General features: G+C 69.4%; 15 protein-coding genes and 1 pseudogene. 4 read left to right on the forward strand and 12 right to left on the reverse strand.

Annotated elements, in window-relative coordinates:
• Nucleotides 1-30 precede the first annotated feature (30 nt).
• Nucleotides 31-881 (forward strand): annotated as a pseudogene (locus OG470_RS32895) (IS5 family transposase).
• Nucleotides 882-932: 51 nt separating this feature from the next.
• Here the strand turns inward: OG470_RS32895 and OG470_RS32900 are convergent.
• Nucleotides 933-2,051 carry an IS630 family transposase gene (locus OG470_RS32900; protein WP_328418219.1) on the reverse strand — a complete coding sequence of 373 codons (1,119 nt, stop codon included), beginning with the start codon at nucleotides 2,049-2,051 and terminating at the stop codon, nucleotides 933-935.
• Between the two features lie 285 nt (nucleotides 2,052-2,336).
• Between OG470_RS32900 and OG470_RS32905 the strand changes: the two genes are divergently transcribed.
• Nucleotides 2,337-2,906: a DUF305 domain-containing protein gene (locus OG470_RS32905; RefSeq protein WP_328418557.1), complete on the forward strand. Its 570-nt coding sequence runs from the start codon at nucleotides 2,337-2,339 to the stop codon at nucleotides 2,904-2,906.
• Nucleotides 2,907-3,171: 265 nt separating this feature from the next.
• Here the strand turns inward: OG470_RS32905 and OG470_RS32910 are convergent, their stop codons facing one another.
• From OG470_RS32910 to OG470_RS32920, 3 genes are read right to left on the reverse strand one after another with little or no spacing between them, the layout of a single operon-like run.
• A complete protein-coding gene (locus OG470_RS32910; RefSeq protein ID WP_328418558.1) occupies nucleotides 3,172-5,424 on the reverse strand; it encodes a heavy metal translocating P-type ATPase in 2,253 nt (750 codons plus the stop codon).
• A gap of 13 nt (nucleotides 5,425-5,437) precedes the next feature.
• Nucleotides 5,438-6,409, reverse strand: a complete 972-nt coding sequence (locus OG470_RS32915; protein WP_328418559.1) for a hypothetical protein — start codon at nucleotides 6,407-6,409, stop codon at nucleotides 5,438-5,440.
• 40 nt (nucleotides 6,410-6,449) lie between these two features.
• The gene (locus OG470_RS32920) at nucleotides 6,450-6,659 is read right to left on the reverse strand and encodes a heavy-metal-associated domain-containing protein (RefSeq protein WP_328418560.1); all 210 of its coding nucleotides are present in this window, start codon (nucleotides 6,657-6,659) and stop codon (nucleotides 6,450-6,452) included.
• 151 nt (nucleotides 6,660-6,810) lie between these two features.
• Here OG470_RS32920 and OG470_RS32925 point away from each other — a divergent pair, with 151 nt between their 5' ends.
• Nucleotides 6,811-7,113: a metal-sensitive transcriptional regulator gene (locus OG470_RS32925; protein ID WP_269683478.1), complete on the forward strand. Its 303-nt coding sequence runs from the start codon at nucleotides 6,811-6,813 to the stop codon at nucleotides 7,111-7,113.
• 597 nt (nucleotides 7,114-7,710) lie between these two features.
• Here OG470_RS32925 and OG470_RS32930 read toward each other — a convergent pair.
• The 8 genes from OG470_RS32930 to OG470_RS32965 form a co-directional block, all read right to left on the reverse strand.
• Complete coding sequence (locus tag OG470_RS32930) at nucleotides 7,711-9,138, reverse strand: MFS transporter (protein WP_328418561.1); 1,428 nt, start codon at nucleotides 9,136-9,138, stop codon at nucleotides 7,711-7,713.
• Between the two features lie 584 nt (nucleotides 9,139-9,722).
• Entirely contained in the window at nucleotides 9,723-11,231 is a 1,509-nt protein-coding gene (locus OG470_RS32935) for a C40 family peptidase (protein ID WP_328418562.1), read from the reverse strand.
• Between the two features lie 561 nt (nucleotides 11,232-11,792).
• On the reverse strand, nucleotides 11,793-12,713 hold the full coding sequence (locus tag OG470_RS32940) for a M56 family metallopeptidase (RefSeq protein ID WP_328418563.1): 921 nt from the start codon (nucleotides 12,711-12,713) through the stop codon (nucleotides 11,793-11,795).
• On the reverse strand, nucleotides 12,710-13,075 hold the full coding sequence (locus tag OG470_RS32945; RefSeq protein ID WP_328418564.1) for a BlaI/MecI/CopY family transcriptional regulator: 366 nt from the start codon (nucleotides 13,073-13,075) through the stop codon (nucleotides 12,710-12,712). The genes OG470_RS32940 and OG470_RS32945 overlap by 4 nt, the downstream gene beginning before the upstream one ends.
• Before the next feature lie 141 nt (nucleotides 13,076-13,216).
• Nucleotides 13,217-13,894: a C39 family peptidase gene (locus tag OG470_RS32950; RefSeq protein ID WP_328418565.1), complete on the reverse strand. Its 678-nt coding sequence runs from the start codon at nucleotides 13,892-13,894 to the stop codon at nucleotides 13,217-13,219.
• 313 nt (nucleotides 13,895-14,207) lie between these two features.
• Nucleotides 14,208-14,855 carry a DUF305 domain-containing protein gene (locus OG470_RS32955; RefSeq protein ID WP_328418566.1) on the reverse strand — a complete coding sequence of 216 codons (648 nt, stop codon included), beginning with the start codon at nucleotides 14,853-14,855 and terminating at the stop codon, nucleotides 14,208-14,210.
• 75 nt (nucleotides 14,856-14,930) lie between these two features.
• Nucleotides 14,931-15,329 (reverse strand): hypothetical protein, encoded by a 399-nt coding sequence (locus OG470_RS32960; RefSeq protein WP_328418567.1) that lies wholly within the window; start codon nucleotides 15,327-15,329, stop codon nucleotides 14,931-14,933.
• A 145-nt stretch (nucleotides 15,330-15,474) separates the two neighbouring features.
• A complete protein-coding gene (locus OG470_RS32965) occupies nucleotides 15,475-15,870 on the reverse strand; it encodes a DUF2752 domain-containing protein (protein WP_328418568.1) in 396 nt (131 codons plus the stop codon).
• Nucleotides 15,871-16,133: 263 nt separating this feature from the next.
• Here OG470_RS32965 and OG470_RS32970 point away from each other — a divergent pair, with 263 nt between their 5' ends.
• On the forward strand, nucleotides 16,134-16,982 hold the full coding sequence (locus OG470_RS32970; RefSeq protein WP_328418569.1) for a F510_1955 family glycosylhydrolase: 849 nt from the start codon (nucleotides 16,134-16,136) through the stop codon (nucleotides 16,980-16,982).
• Nucleotides 16,983-17,001 lie beyond the last annotated feature (19 nt).

A 17,001-nucleotide genomic window follows, 5' to 3' on the forward strand; every position in this document is an offset into this window, starting at 1 on the left:
AAAGGATCTTGGTGTCGGATGATGTAGCGCGTGGGTCGTCGCTACGAGTTGTCTGACGTCGAGTGGGAAACGCTGTCGCGGTATCTGCCGTCGGCGGTGACGGGTGGTCGGCCGCGTGCCGATGACCGGCGGGTGCTCAACGGGATCGTGTGGAAGATCCGGGCCGGGGCGGCGTGGCGGGACGTGCCTTCCCGCTACGGGTCCTGGCAGTCGATCTACACCCGCTTCCGCAGGTGGGCCCTTGATGGCAGGTTCCAGCGGATGCTCGCCGGGGTCCAGGCCGACGCGGACGCGGCCGGGGACATCGACTGGCTGGTGTCGGTGGACTCCACGATCGTGCGGGCTCACCAGCATGCCGCTGGCGCTAAAGGGGGCGCCGAGAAACGGACGAACCACAGGATCACGCCCTCGGTCGAAGTCGAGGTGGACTGACCACCAAGATTCACCTCGCCTGCGACGGCCTGGGTCGGACACTGGCGTTCGTGCTCACCGGCGGCAACGTCAACGACTGCACCCGCTTCACCAACGTCATGGCCGCCATCCGGGTCGAGCGCTCGGGACCCGGCCGACCTCGGGTCCGCCCGGACCATGTCATCGCCGACAAGGGCTACAGCTCCAAAGCCATCCGGGATTACCTGCGCCGACGCGGCATCGGACACACCATCCCCGAACGTGCCGACCAGCAGGCCAACCGCCACCGACGAGGCAGCCGTGGCGGCAGGCCACCGGTGTTCGACAAGCAGCTCTACAAGCGGCGCAACGTCGTCGAGCGGTGCTTCAACCGGCTCAAGCAGTGCCGCAGTGTCGCGACCCGCTACGACAAGACCGCGACGTCGTTCCAGGCCACCGTCACCATCGCCGCGCTACTCCAATGGTTGTGAACCTTTGAAGACACGGCCTAGTGCTCTGACCACAAACGTTGGCCGGGTTGGTTATGCGGCTCGGGTGGCGGGTTGGCCCCAGCGGCGGTGTCGTTCGCTGCGGATGCGGGCGCGGTGGCGGCGTTGGGCGGCCAGGACGTCGGGGTGGCGGGCGTTGGCGTTGCGCCAGCGCAGGTAGGCGTGCAGGCCGCGGGCCAGGACGGTGTGGTTGGGGTGGTCGGAGCCGGCGATGACGAAGGTGCGCAGCGGCCCGAAGTGCGCCTCGATCGGGTTGGCCCAGGATGCGTAGGTCGGGGTGAAACACAACTCGACCTTGTTCCGGGCCGCCCACTGTCGGATCGCGAAGCCCTTATGGGCGGACAGGTTGTCCAAGATGATGTAGATCGGGGCGCCGTCAGGGCAGGCGGCCCGGATCGACTTGAGTGCGGCGAGGGTGTTCGCCGCCGATTTCTGGGTGCGGACCACGCCCCAGAGGGTGTCGTCGCCGATCGAGTAGCAGCCGTGGAACTGCCGCACGCCGTGCAGCTTGTGGTAGTTCGCTGGGAGCCTGCGTGGGCGGCTCTTGGGCTGCCAGCCGACGCCGCCGTGCGGGCGGATCGTCAGCGGCCCGAACTCATCGAACGCGAAGGCGCGGTGTGGGAAGTGCTCGATCACGTGCTCGATGCGGGCCAGCTTCTGCTCCCGCTGGGGGTCTGTGGACTCCTTCCACGTCTTCGTGCGTTGGAAGGTGATCTGGTGGCGGCGCAGCACCTGCCGTAGTCGTTCCCGCCCGATGATCACCTTCCGATCGGGGTTGTCAGCGAGGTATTCGGCGAGCTTGCGCACGCTCCAGCAGGTGAACGGCCGTCCCAGCTTGGCGGGACGGGTGTTGGCCGTCGCGACGATGAACGCCTCGTCGTCGCTACTGATTCGGCGGGGACGGCCACCCGCCCACTGAGGGTCCAGGCTGGCCATGCCCATCTCGTTGAACCGGTGGATCACCTGCCGAACGGAGTCTTCGTCGGCCTGCACGAGCCGGGCGATGACCGGCACACTGTTGCCGCCAGCTGAGGCGAGCACGACCATCGCCCGGCGCAGCCGCACGACCGAGCCGGTGCCTCGACGCACCAGACGTTGCAGCCGTTGACCCTCTTGATCACTTAATCGACGTACCCGAACCGGCTCTGCCACCCCGACAGCCTGACGGTCCCACGCCGGCCCAGCCCTTCACTCAGGCCGGCGTGTCACCAACACCGCCAACGTTTGTGGTCAGAGCACTAGGGTCGTCCCCTGCCCCACGCTGGCCCGTCGGCGTCCTTGACCGAGCTGGCCACGCCGTCCGAGCCGCGAGGCCGGAGTGAGTGCAGCGGCTGCAGGGGTATGCGCTGCCGCCCAGATTCCTCCGATGTGCGTGGCCACCGCTCGCGCTATCGGATCCTCATCAAGGCCTTTCGGGGGCCAGTGTGGAGGCACAACATGAGCAGACGACGTTTCCGGGTCATCGGGGCGAGCGCGTTGATCGCAATGGCTGTCGCCGTCGGCGGATACAACGGCAACGGGGCAGCCTTCGCGGCGCCCAGTCCAGCTAGCCCGTCCCCATCAGGATCAACCCACGGATCGGCCATGTTCGCCGCCATGATGGTGTCCCACCACGAAGAAGGCATCGAACTCGCGCAGCTGGCGATGGATAAGGCATCGACGCCGGGAGTGAAGGCTGTCGCCGAACGCTCCCAGCGGAATCAGCAGGCCGAACTGCCCCAGCTTCGGCAGGTCGCCCAGGGCGCCAACATGACCGCGCAGCCGCCGGAGCCGCCGCTGTCACGGTTCAATGAGCAGGAGATGAGCCAGCTGCAGTCGCTGTCCGGCCGTGAGTTCGACCTTGGGTGGCTGGACATGTTCAGCAGTCACCACATGTCGGCGATCATGATGGCGGACATGGAGTCGGCCACCGGTGCCGGCACGGCGGCGGAGCTGGCGAAGAAGATCCATGATGAGCAGGTGCAGGACGTATCCGCGATGAACGATCTGCGCGATCAACTCCGGTAGAGGCGCGGGGGGGCTGGAGCCCTGATTGGACGAGCTGACCAGGACATCCTCCTCAGGGCACACGGCGGGAAGGCCCGCTTCGGGTGGCGACCCACGGAGATACCCACGCACGGATACGGCCGATGTGGCGGTACTGCCACATCGGCCGTATCCGTGTTCCGGTAACCATTGGAGCCGGTCGCGGTCGTAGCTCCTGGGACGTCAGGTTCGGCGGGACCGACCTCGAGGCACAGTGCCGGGCAGCTGCGCCTCAAGGTGCGATGTGCTAGCTGACGGGTTGGAAGCGGCGCAGCCGGAGGCTGTTGGCCACCACGAACACCGACGAGAAGGCCATTGCCGCGCCAGCGATCATCGGGTTGAGCAGACCGGCCGCGGCCAGCGGCAGAGCGGCCACGTTGTAGGCGAAGGCCCAGAACAGGTTGCTCTTGATGATGCGCAGGGTTCGGCGGGAGAGCCGGATGGCGTCCACGGCAGCCGTCAGGTCACCGCGGACCAGGGTCAGATCCGATGCCTCGATCGCCACGTCGGTCCCCGTGCCCATGGCCAGGCCCAGGTCGGCCTGGGCCAGCGCGGCGGCGTCGTTGACCCCGTCACCGACCATCGCGACAACCTTGCCGTCGGCTTGCAGCCGCTTGACCACGTCGACCTTGTCAGCCGGCATGACCTCAGCGATCACCTCATCGATGCCGACCTCCACCGCGACGGTCCGGGCGACGGCGGTGTTGTCGCCGGTGAGCAGCACCGGGGTCAGCCCCAGTGCCCGGAGCTGGCCGATCGCGGCTCGACTGGTCGGTCGGACCACGTCGGCGACCACCAGCACCCCGCGGGCCCGACCACCCCAGCCTGCCAGAACCGCTGTGTGACCTGCCGTCTGCGCGTCGGCTGCGGCCTGCTCAATCTCGGGCGGTACGTCCAGGCCGCGCTCGCGTAGCAGCCGAAGCCGACCGACCAGTACCTCGCGGCCGTCAACGGTGCCGCTCACGCCAAGCCCTTCGGCGTTGGCGAAGCCAGCCACCGGCGCCAGCGCGCCGGCCTTGGCGGCGCCGGCGGCGACTGCCTGGGCGATCGGGTGCTCGCTGGCGGCCTCCAGTGCGCCAGCGAGTCGCAGCAGTTCGTCGGCATCCTGCCCGTCGGCGGGAGCCACGTCGACCAGGGTCATCTTCCCGGTGGTGACCGTGCCGGTCTTGTCCAGCACTACGGTGTCCACCCGTCGGGTCGACTCCAGCACCTCCGGTCCCTTGATCAGGATGCCGAGTTGGGCGCCGCGGCCGGTGCCGACGAGCAGTGCGGTTGGCGTGGCCAGGCCGAGCGCGCAGGGGCAGGCGATGATCAGCACGGCCACTGTGGCGGTGAACGCGGCGGTGAGGCCACCCTCGTTGCCGATCCAGAAACCGAGGGTGCCGACGGCGAGCGTGATGACGATCGGCACGAACACGCCGGAGATCCGGTCGGCGAGGCGCTGCACGGCTGCCTTGCCGGTTTGGGCCTGCTCGACGAGCTTGGCCATCTGGGCGAGCTGGGTGTCTCCGCCGATCCGGGTGGCGGTGACGACGAGTCGGCCGCCCGCGTTGACGGTGGCGCCGACCACGCCGTCTCCTGGGCCGACCTCGACCGGCACCGACTCGCCGGTGAGCATGCTGGCGTCGACGGCCGAGGTGCCCTCGTCGACCACCCCGTCGGTGGCGATCTTTTCGCCGGGGCGGACCACGAACCGATCGCCGACGGCGAGCTGCTCCACCGGGATCCGGGTCTCCACCCCGTCGCGCAGCACCGCCACCTCCTTGGCGCCGAGTTCGAGCAGGGCGCGCAGGGCGGCGCCGGCGGTCCGCTTGGACCTGGCCTCGAAGTAGCGGCCGGCCAGGATGAACACCGTCACCCCGGCGGCCGCCTCCAGGTAGATGTTGCCGGCGCCGTCGGTGCGGGTGATGTCGAAGCGGAACGGGTGCGTCATCCCGGGCATCCCGGCGTCGCCGAGGAAGAGCGCCCAGAGCGACCAACCGAACGCGGCGAGGGTGCCGAGCGAGACCAGGGTGTCCATGGTCGCCGCGCCGTGCCGCAGGTTGGTCCAGGCGGCCCGGTGGAAGGGCAGCCCACCCCAGACCACCACCGGGGCGGCCAGGGTCAGCGACAGCCACTGCCAGTAGTCGAACTGCCAGGCCGGGACCATGGCCAGCAGGACCACCGGCACGCTGAGCGCCACCGAAATCCACAGCCGGGTCCGTAGGCCTTGCAGCTCGTCCACGGGCTCGGCGGCCTCGGACGACTTGGCTGAGGGCGGTTGGGGTAGGACCGCGGTGTAGCCGGTCTTTTCGACCGTCGCGATCAGGTCCTGCGGTGTGAGGGTGTCGTCGTAGCGGACGGTGGCCTTCTCCGTGGCGTAGTTGACGGTGGCGCTCACGCCCTCCAGGCGGTTGAGTTTTTTCTCGATGCGGGCGGCGCAGGAGGCGCAGGTCATCCCGCCGATAGCCAGTTCGATCTGGTTCGGCGCAACGCTCAGCGGCTTGGCGGGTGAGGTCATGACAAGCTCCGCTTCAGTTGTGGCCATGGCCGGGTTCGCCGTGCCCGGCGCTCTCTGACGGGGTTGGCGTGGCGGGCGCCGGCGGTGCGGCGGGTCCGGCCGCACCGGCGGCGTCGCCAGCGGTGAGGGTGAACGCCGCGGTACGGACGGTGCCCTGGTGCTGGAAGTCGAGGAACAGCCGGTACGTGCCGGCGGACGGGACCTCGGCGAAGAAGGTGACCTGCGGGCCCGGGGTGGTCCGCCCGTCGCCGGGCTCGCCGTCCGGGTGTACGTGCAGGTACGCCAGGTCGCCTTGACGCAGCGCGACGAGGTGCCCGTATGCCCCTAGGTAGGGCTGAAGGTCGGTCACGGCAGCGCCGTCGCGGTTGATGGTCAGGGTCAGTTTGGCGGTGCGGCCGGGCTGGAGGGCGCCGTCGATGGTGACGGTGTAGCCGTCAACGGTGCTGCTGGTCGCGGGGGCGGGCAGCGGGCGTGGGGTGAACGGGCCGGGGACGGGAACGTCCACGCCGAGGGTCAACGGCTGGGCACCGGTGGGCGTGAAGTCGGCGAAGGCGCGCCACGTGCCCGGCTCTCCGAGCGGCGAGGCGACCCGCCACGTGCCGTCCGGGGCCATCTCGGGGTGTACGTGCCGGAAGCCGGAGAGGTCACGCCGGGTGACGATCAGGTGCATTCGCTTGTCGTGCGCCTCGTCGAAGGCAGTGACGGCCCGCCCATCGGGGCCGGTGATCCGGAAGGCGAACTCGTTCGCTGGGGCGGTGACGGGGGTCAGGGTGTAGCCGCGGTCGGAGACCAGCAGCCCGCCGGGGATCTGCCCGGCGGCCTCGGACCCGGTGTCGTCGTGGCTGGCGTCGTCGTGCCCGGCGGTGTCGTGGCGGCTCTCGGCAGCCGGCGCGACGGGGTCGACTACCTGGCCGACCCCGTACGCCGCGCCGAACACCACCGCGAGGCCGAGGGCGAAACCACTCAACTTTGTCGCCGTGTTCATGTGACTGGCACCTCGGTTCTGCGGGGGTGGGTGGGAATTGTCAGGCGTTGACGAGGTCGTAGCCGGCCTCGTCGACAGCGGCTCGTACGGACGCCGGGTCCAGGGGCGCCTCGCTGGTCACGGTGACCTGCCCACTGGCGAGGTCGACCGTGACGTCGCTGACGCCGGAGATGGCGCCGATCTCCGTGCTGACCGAGTTGACGCAGTGCCCGCAGGTCATCCCCTGCACCTGGTACGTCGTGGTGATCATGCAGTTCTCCTCTCACACACGCTCACAATATACCCCCCGGGGGTAACCGCCTGACGGACGCGCCCCCACCCTTTACGTTCTGCATACGGGGAGGGGGTATCCGTCCCGACGACCGTAGCATACCCCCAAGGGGTACGCTATCCTTGGCTGCATGACCACACCCACGCCGACCCCGACTCGGGGATACACCGCCAGCAAGGACCAGTTGCTCGCGCGGCTGCGCCGCGTCGAGGGCCAGGTCCGGGGCATTGAAAAAATGGTCGATGACGACCGCTACTGCATCGACGTGCTCACCCAGATCTCCGCGATCCAGGCCGCACTGGACAAGGTGGCGCTGGGGCTGCTCGACGGGCACGCCCGGCACTGCATGCACGAGGGGGCGGCTGAGGGCCGCGCCGACGAGATGGCCAGTGAGATGATGGCCGCGGTCGGCCGGCTGATGAAGCGCGGCTGATCGAGCCCGACCTTCGACCCTACCTGCTGTGAGCACTGACCGACCGCCGCGGCGCCGACCGGGCGGCCTTGTGCAGGGAGGCGGACCAGCGGACAGATGCAGCAACAGGCATCTGTCGCCGCTGCTCTTTTTGTGGGTCTTCACTGGGCCGACTGGGACCGGGCATGCAATCGGGCCCACGACCCGGGGCATCTCCTGGCGCATACCGAGACACTGCGTCGATCACCGGGTCAGTTGAGGCAGTGCGGGTACGTCTCGAGCAATCCCACCTCAACGCCCTGCCGAGAAGACGTCGGATGCCTGCGGCAGGGCGGACGCCAACTTCGAGTAAAGCCAGCTTGCCGGGGCGTCCAACGGGAGCTGCGACTTCGGTGCGCACACTGGGGCGCCGGCCGTAACGGCCGGCGCCCCAGAACGGTGATCAGGCGGCGGGGCGAGGACGGCGCCGCCCTCCGGTCTCGTCACTCACGGCGGCGGCGCCGTTGACGGTTCCGGCGTTCGTCGCGGGGTCGTAGGCGATCAGAATCGGGCCGAAGGTTGCACATGCGGTCTCCTTTTTCAGGCTAGGTCGACGCGATGGGTGCCACAGCCGAGCCGTCAGTGGACGCGGGCGGCTTCGGCGTCGGCGGTGTTCTGCGGACGGGGCGCGGCGGTGCGTAGGGTGATCGCGGCGATGCCAGCTCCGGCAGCGGCGATGACGCCGGCGCCGATGAAGGCGGCGGAGTAGCCGTCGGTCAAGGCCGTCAGATCGTCGAGCCGGTCGGCCCCGTACGAGGCGGCGACCGCGGTCATGGCGGCCAAACCGAGGGCGGAGCCGACCTGGTAGCTGGTGTTGACGATGCCGGAGGCCAGTCCGCCTTCCTCTGGGCGAGCGCTGGAAATCGCCGTGCCGAGGGATGGAATGAAGGCGAGCGACATGCCCAGTGCCGCGACAAGTGACGCGGGCAGGACGTCGGCGAGGAACGTGCCGTCGGGACGGATCAGGGCGAGCCATCCGAGGCCGGCGGCGAGGACCGCGAGGCCGGTCACCACCAGGGGCTTGGGGCCGAACCGGTTGATGGCGCGCGGAGCCAGGCCGATCATTCCGACCATGATGAGGATGGTCATCGGCAGCAGCGCGGCGCCGCTGGGGAAGGCGCTGTAGCCGAGGACCTGCTGCAGGTACAGGTTGAGGTAGAACCACATCGGAATCCACGCCGCGCCGAGCAGCAGTTGGGCGACATTGGCGGCGGCGAGGTTCGGGGCGCGGAAGATGGATAGCCGCATCAGCGGCTCACGACGGGCCGCCTGGATGGCGAGGAACGCCGCCAGCGCGACGACGGCGCCGGCGAGGACCATCCACGTCTGGGCAGAGGTCCAGCCGACCTCGGGAGCGCGAACGATGGCGTAGACGGCGGCGCCGAGACCGGCGGTGACGGTGAGCGCCCCGGCGACGTCGAGGGAGCCGCGGCGGGCGCCGCCGGCCGGCATCAGCGCCGGGGTGGCGAGGACGGCGAGCAGGGCGATCGGGATGTTGATGTAGAACACCCAGGGCCAGTTGACGTACTCGGTGATGACGCCGCCGAGGAAGACGCCGGCAGTGCCACCGGCGGGTGCGGCGGCCCCGTAGAGGGCCAGGGCTCTGGTGAGTTCTCGCGGCTCGGCGCCGAAGAGCATCATCAGCAGGGTCAGCGCTGAGGGTGCGATGAGGGCGGCGCCGGCGCCCTGGGTGGCGCGGGCGGCCAGCTCCACAGCGACGCTGTCGGCCAGGCCTGCCGCGGCCGAGCCGACCAGGAGGATCACCCAGCCGGCGGTGAACACGCGTCGGGCGCCGAACAGGTCGGACAGCCGGCCACCGAGCAGCAGAAGGCCGCCGAAGGCGACGACGTAGGCGTTGAATACCCAGGACAGGTTCTCCGGCGAGAAGCCGAGATCGGCCTGCATCCGAGGTAGTGCGACGCCGATGATCGAGGTGTCCATGATGACCATGAACTGGGCGAGCGCGATGAGGCCGAGGGCCCACCACCGCTTGGATCCGTGTGACATCACAACCACTCCTTAATGCCCCTAGGGGGTATGGGTAAGTGGTAGATGTGTACCCCCCCGGGGTATGTGATGTCAAGTGATCGATGTCTACGGCGCCCGAACAGGCGCCTCCTCGCGGTGCACACGCCCCGGGGTGTGGCACTCGTCCAGTGAGGAAGGCGGCTTATGACAGCGGACCGGCACTGGGCGGATCGGGCGGGACAGCACGGCAGGTTCGGCGGATCGAGGGACAGGTTCGCGGGTGGTTGAGCGCTCGTCCGGCGTCTGCGCCACGGCCGAGCCACCTCACCCGGCGAGGCGCAGCTTCGCTTAGCGACCGGCGTACATCGGCTGGCAGGAACGCCTACAGCGGCGCAAGTCGACGTCGGCTTCACGTCGTGGCCGGGCCGGCCCCGTTTCGCGGAGTCTGGATCGCGGTGCGGCTTCCTTCACGCCAATGGCTCGATTCGGCCCGCAGTTGCAGACGTGGCCAACCCAGACCCGGGATGAGCAGGACGCCGGGTGCATGCACCCGGCAGGCATGGGCCGTCAGAGCCCTTTAGTCACTGCTCCCGATGCTGTCGCAAGCTATGCCGAGGGGGCAGTCAGTGGCGAGGACGCGCTGCAGGCCGGCCGAATTTTCGGAGAGCGTGGATCACGGTGGGGGACGGAGTCGCCGTGATTGAACCGCTGGTCTGCGTGGGGCTCGGTGTGCTGGTGGTGGTCGCACTGGGGGTGGTCGTGGGGCTGGGCGTCGCCGTTGGACCGGGCTTGGTGTTCGTGGGAGTGGGGGTGGGCTTCGGCGTCGTGCTCGAGGTCGGGCGTGGGGTGGGGGTGGGGGTGGGCCGTGGGGTTGGTGGCTTGGATTCCGTGGGCTTGGGAGTGGGCTTGACGGGGGGTGTGTTGGGGGCCGGCACCTCCTGGATGACCCTGGTGGCGGCGAAGAACCGTGACCACCAAACGGTAGAGACCTTGACGACGTCACCGGTGGTCGGCGCCTGAACCATCTTGCCGTTGCCGATGTACATGCCCATGTGGTGAATACTGCTCCAACTGGTACCGGAGGCGAAGAAGACCAGGTCACCGGGGAGCAGGGAGTTGCGGTCGACGGTGCGGCTGCGAGTGGCGTTGTACTGGTCGCGTGACACCCGGGGCAGCTGGTCGTAGTCGGCGCCCTTCGAGCGGTAGGCGGCCCAGATCAGTCCGGAGCAGTCGTAACGATCCGGACCTTCGGCGGCCCACTCGTAGGGCTTGCCAAGCTGGGCGAGGGCGAACCGCACGGCGGCCAGGGCCCGCGGGTGCGCCGCCTTGCCCGCGATGCTGCCACTTACGGTGACATCAGCGCCGAGGCGCTGCTCGGCGGCTTCGCGTTGCCGCTCGATCGCGGCCAGCTGATCAGCGTTGCGTCGTTTCAGCGCGAGCAACGCCGCTTCACGTTGCTTGTAGGTCGTCTCTAAGGAGGCGTATCGGCCGCGGGCCGCCTCTTCAGCCGCGACTGCCGCACCGTGACGGGTTGAGGCCACCTGTTCTACGGCCTGCGCTTGGCGTAGCTCGCGGGCGGCGTCTTCGATATCGCCGTCGTCCTGCTGTCCGCGGTAGGCGCGGGCCAGCTCGCCCAGCTCATGCAGGTCGGCGCCGACCGTGCCGGGTGGCACCGCGGCTGCTCGCTTGAGGGCGTCGGCGGCAGCAGGCACGACGGTCTGCTGTGCCTGCTGGAGACCGTCGCGCGCCTCGCGTAGCTGCCGTTCGGAATCCTGCAGGGAAAGGCTCGCACGTGTCTGGTCCTGCCGCAGCAGAAGCAGTTGCTCGCCGAGGGTCGCTACCTCGGTTTCCAGGGCGAGGATCTGCCCTGCGAGAGGATTCGCCGGCGGCGAGGTGATCGGACCGCCGGGGGCCGGCGCTGTCGGCGCTTGGCCGCCGGGCAGTTGTAACGACCCAGCGGGTGATGGTCGCGTCCCTGTGTCGGGGACGACATTGGGCAGTGGCGGATCGGCGTGCACCGGGTTGGCGAACGCCACCGTCACTGCGGCGGCCAGTAGAGCGGACCATGCGACCGGACGTAGGACTGCCAAGCTCTCCTCGTACCGCCTGGAGCGCTTAGACCCGTTACTCATCGATCTCGCTCCCCGCCCGGAGTACCCGCCGCATCAACTACCGCGGGCGACATGTGTCCGGGGCCTGTCGTCAAGCAGTAACGGAACGACAATAGCGGGTATCTACGATGCGGCGATAGTAGAAGACGTCGGGCTGGGAGCTTGTGGGCGCCGATCAGTGGGAGCATGTGTCCGCATCGGGTCGATGAGCGCTTGACCGGTCAGCAGGGCGCGGCGGGGATGAACGTTGCCGCACCGCTGGCCCATACGGTGACAGCCGCCGCCGGGTGGCGACCGTCACCGGCTACGGATTCGTGGGAGATGGCCAGCAGGTGCCGCAGGTGAAGGGTCGTCCCGGTCGTCGCGATGGCCAACGCGGGCGGTGGGGCCACCTCTCTAGGTCGGTCATCAGCGCCCGGCGCCCGGGACACACTTGTGGACAGCACGTTTGGGCGATCGGTGGCTCTGGGGCCCACCTGTCGCTCTGCCGTTTGAGGGACCGATCGCGTGGCGCCAGGGACGGCATCGGCGATGGACACCTGCTCCTCTTTGACCGCCGGCGCGCTGGCCGCCTCGCCGGAGTCAGGCGCAGAAGACGACAGCGGTGACGGCGCCGATCATTGCCGGCGCGATTGCCGCGACCAGCGGAAGTACGACACGGGCCGCGATCCGCTGGTGCGGTGTGGCTGTCTGCAGGCGGTGCAGCCGCGTTGGCACGTCGGCTCCGGCCATGGGCAGGGCGTGCGCGGGGTGAGCGGCACCGCTGAGGGCGATCAGCGCTCCGCGGACCGCAGGCACGCCGCAAGTGCGGACGGCAGCCGCGTCGGCGCACAGCTCGACTAGGAGCCGCATGGCGCGCGGCGCGCGGCGGGTCAGTGGTACCCACGGTGCGGCCGCGGCGAGGACCTCCGCGATGGCGACGATCAGATGGTGCCGGCCGCGTAGGTGCGCCCGCTCGTGACACAGCACGGCTGCGCGTTGCGCCGGCGGTAGTCGCAGGACGCCCGCACTGACGACGACCATTCCTCGGCGGCCGCCGACGCTGTAGGCCAGCGGTGCGGGATGCGGAACCCGCAGCACCGGTTCCTGTTCTGGTGTAACGGTTTCGCCGAGCAGCGTCACCAGGTCATGGTGTGCTTGGCGAGACTCGCGCTGGGCACGCCACTGCCGAACCGCCACGACCACTGATCGTGTGGCCAGCGCGCATACCGCCACCGCGCCGGCCACGCCGAGGACTTCATCCTGGGCGGGCAGCTGGCCATGCCGGACCGCGAACCAACAGTGGTGCGCCACATGCTCCGCCCAGTCCCCCAGACGGTCGACCGGTGCGAGCAGCAAGGTGACGCCGGCGGCGAAGGTCAGCAGCACGGCGGCCAGGGTGCCCCACCAGGCGAGCAGCACCGCGATCGGATCACGGACCGGGCCGACGGCCCGTTCCAGCAGCGCTGGTGCGAGCCAGGCCACGGCGAGCGCCCCGACGATGAGGGCGAGGGCGGGGCTCACCGGGAGTCGGTCCGTTCGTCAAGTACCTGCCGCAGCACCGCCAGTTCCCGATCGGAGGCCGAGCGGGCGAAGTGCAGCAGCACGACATCCGGTTGGAGGCTGGTCTCCAGCATGCGCCGCAGGGTCCGGGCGACGAGTTCCTCCCGGCTGCCGGCGGGCCGGTAGTGATAGGCCTTGCCGTTCTTGTCGCGCAGCACCCACTGTTTGCGGTGCAGGTTGTCCAGCACGGTCATGACGGTCGTGTAGGCCAGGGTGCGTCCGGTCAGTCGATCCAGCACCTCACGTACGCGCAGGGGCTCGTCCGCCTGCCACAGCACATCCATGACGGCGGCCTCCAGCTCACCCAGACCGTTCACCGACACAGCGCCTCCCACATTTCCGCCAGCCTACGCTGGGCCCGCGTCGCCGTGACGCAGTCTGCGGGTAGCGCGGCGTCAGGACGAACGCGGCGGTCCCTGGATCTTGTGCTCCGGGGACCGCCGCGTGTTGCTCAATTGCCGATGTCAGGCGGAGTAGCCGCGGGAAGCAGCCCACTCGGCCAGCTCGCCGACGGACATCCAGTAGGTGCCGTCGCCCACCGGCTGCCACGGGTCTGCGATCTTCACCTGGTCGCCGTCGTAGGCCACGACGGTCACGTAGTGCCCGACCGGGAAGTCGCGCGACAGCCCGTCGACGTCGGTGCCGGATCCGATGACGTTGACCACGGCAACGCGGTCGTTGTCGATCGCGGTGCTCAGGTCAGCCTTGAGGCGCTGCACCTCGTCGGTGGTGGCTGTGTCGTTGGGGATCTCGCCGGTCTTGTAGACGTCCTTGCCGAGTTCCTGGTTGAGGACCCGGGTGATGTCGAACGCCGAGGCCGTCCCGGCGACGGTGGTGCCTAGCTTGGCCGCCAGTTCGTCCTGACTTTGGATCTTGCCTTGGGCGCTGAGCGCGATGCGGGTCGACGCCGGGCCGCAGAAGTAGATGTTCGGCTGCTCCTGGAAGCGGTAGTCGACGCGCTTGTCCGACTGCTTTCCTGCCATCTGCACCGCGGCGACCGAAGGTACCTGCGTCGGCGCGGCGAGCGCACTAGTCGCCGGTGCGGCGAGGCCGGCGGCGACGAGGGCCACTCCGGCCACTGCTCGCGCGCTCCTGCGCGCGACTGCGGTGCGAGCCGCGGTCCATTGCGTGAGCGTGTTCATCGTTGTCACCTTTCCTCGGGGTGACCAGACCGATGTCGGGCTGGCATCACGGGGATGCGCCATCTGGCCTCCAAGGGCCGGATATGGCGAACGCCGGGGCGTGCTGCTCCGGCGTACACCGGCGCAACCGGCGACGGCCCGCCCGCATTCCGCGTTGATGGCGGGGGACGGCTGCGGCGACGTCCAGGGGCCGTACGGGATTGGGCAGTCGTCGCAGGCTGGCCAATACGGCGGGTCGTTCCCGGCACCAGGTGTCGTGGCCCACACGGCGGCGGCCGGACCCTATGTGGGTCCGGCCGCCGTCCTTTCGTGGTTACAGGCGGTCGAGGATCTTCTGCAGGGTCTGCACCTCTGCGGCCTGGTCCGCTTCGATCTGCGTGGCGAGGGCCTTGGCCTCCGGATTGCTGCCGTTGGCCTGCTCGGTCTTGGCCATCTCGATGGCGCCGTTGTGGTGGGCGATCATCATCTGGGCGAACATCTTGTCGAACTCGCTGCCCTTGGCGGCCTTGAGCTCGTTCATCTGCCCGTCGTTGGCCATGCCCGCCATCGCGGACGTGCCGGGCGAGCTCGTGCCGTGCATGTTGTGCCCCTCGGGCGCGGCGGTGGGCTTGCCCCACGCGGTCAGCCAGCCCGTCATCGTCACGATTTCCGGGTCCTGCGCGGCCTTGATTTTCGCCGCGAGGTCCTTCAGCTCAGGATCGTTGGCGCGGGTCGGCGCCAGATCGGCCATTTCGACGGCTTGGCGGTGGTGCGGGATCATCATCTGGGCGAACATGACGTCGGCGTCGTTGGCGGTAGCGCTGGCCTGCGCCGACGACGAGGCCGACGCGGTGCCCGTTGGGCTGGTGCCGCTGCCGTGGTCCATGCCGCTCATATCGTCGCCACATGCCGCGGTGGTGGCGAGGAGAGCGGACAGGGTGACGCCGGTCAGCAGGGCGCGACGCATCACGATGGTGCGCATCATGGTGAAGGAATGCCTTTCAGGTTGTTGGTGTGCGAATAAGGGATCGACGGTCGGTTTGACCGGCGGCGTTTCCTATATCCGCAGCACCGACGCTGCGGCGACGCGCAGGCCGAGCAACAGTGCGGGCGGGCTGCGCCCGCCGCCGTGAACTGCGAGATGCGTCCGCGCATCACAGCGTTCACGGTGGGATCGCACCCGCAGTAGTGCCAGTCCGACGGCCAGTCCGAACGCGCAGAGCACAGCCAGGCAGACCGAGAAGAGGCCCAGATCGCGGCTGCCGCTAGGGCGCGGCTCGCGGATCTGGGCCATCAGACCCCGGTGGCCGGAGTCGTCCTGATCAGGACCGGTGAGCGTGTCGTGCGGCATGACCGCCGCTGTGGCGTCGTGGCCGCTCGTGGTGTGCCCGCCGTTGCCGTGGCCGAAGGTGTGCATTCCGGCGACACCGAGGGCCAGGAGGACGAGCAGCAGCACCCGCGGCAGGCTGACGATCCTGCCGGGGCGCTGGCGTGCGGTCCTGTTCATACGAATCCAGGATAGTAGGTGGCATAAGGGGCGACCGGTCGTGCTGGAGGAAAGCGGGTGCGTGACGGCGACTTGTTGGTTCCGAGGGCGGGTCTTACGGCGTGAGGTTGGGGATGTTGAACCAGGAGAACGGTGCCCACGGCAGGTTGCGCAGCACGGTGGTGTAGAGCAGGAATCCGGCGATGTAGGCCCCGTAGGCCCAGGTGGGCAGGCGTAGCGCGGGCAGTTCACGTCCAAGCCAGGCCGAGGCGACGAAGCGGACGCCGAGGTAGGCCACGAATGGCACCGCTACCAGCGCGGCCAGGTGGTGGCGCGCGGCCTGAGTGAGATCGCCGTGCAAGAGGTAATAGACCATGCGGGTGCCGCCGCAGCCGGGGCCGTTGATGCCGGTCAGGGAGTGCCACAGGCACGGACCGGTCGGGTCGGCGAGCCGGTCGGTGGGATCGAAGCGCAGCACGAACCCCGCCGCCGCGGCCAGTACCGCAGCCACCGCCACTGAGGCTGCGCGCCGCATCGTCCGGTCAGGTGCTGCCGTGACCTGACGCACCGGTAGCCTCCTCGCCGCGCCATCCGGAAGGCGCCCACCCGAGCGTCGCTGCCACGTCTGCACCGTGACGCTCCCGACGCTACTACTATCGGGCAATAGTAGATGGCTTACGATCGGGGCGCAGCTGCGGGATCGGCATGCGTTGCCGCCGCGGATCATCGGATCGAGGCAAGGGAGCGGGTGTGGCCCTCAAGGGGCAGAATCGGATGGCGTGGATTGGCGTCGCGGTCGGCGTCCTCCTGCTCGTCACGGCCGCGGCCACTGCGGTCGGTTGGCGTGACGACGCCGCCCCGTCGACCGCCTCGACGGCGTCGGACGACGGCCGGCTCAGCCATGTGCACGGACTTGGCGTGAACCCCGCCGATGGGCAGCTGTATGTGGCCACCCACCACGGAGTATTCCGGCTCTCCGGCATGGCGGCGGACCGGGTCGGGGACGGCCGACAGGACACCATGGGCTTCACGGTGACCGGCCCTAACGAGTTCCTCGCCTCCGGTCACCCAGCCCCAGCCGAGGACGGGCCGGCGCACCTGGGGCTGATCCACAGCAACGACGCCGGCCGCTCCTGGCAAGGTCTGTCCCTGGCCGGGCAGGCCGACTTTCACCTGCTGCGCTTCTCCGGCGGCGTGGTGTACGGCCTCGATTCGAGCAGCGGCGCCCTGATGGCCAGCAGTGACCGGATGACCTGGGAGACCCGCTCCACGCTCGAGGCCTACGACCTGGCCGTCGACCCCCACCGCCCGGGAACCCTGCTGGCCAGCACCGACCAGGGCCTGCGCCGCTCGACCGACGGCGGCCGCACCTGGACGCCGGCCGGCGGCCCGCCTGCGGTGTTGCTGCACTGGTCCCCGCGGGAGCTGGTGGCGATCACGGCGGACGGCACGCTGGTGCGCTCCGTCGACGCAGCGGCGACCTGGTCGTCCACCCCCGGCCGGGCACCAGGCGCCCCAGCTGCTCTGACCGTGCACGAGAACGTGATCTACCTGGCCACCCAGGACGGCCGGGTGCTGCGCAGCCCCGACGCGGGCGTGACGTGGCAGTCGATGCTGCCCTAAGCCGGGCCCAGATGGCTTG

This window comes from Micromonospora sp. NBC_00389, assembly GCF_036059255.1.
Taxonomy (GTDB): domain Bacteria; phylum Actinomycetota; class Actinomycetes; order Mycobacteriales; family Micromonosporaceae; genus Micromonospora.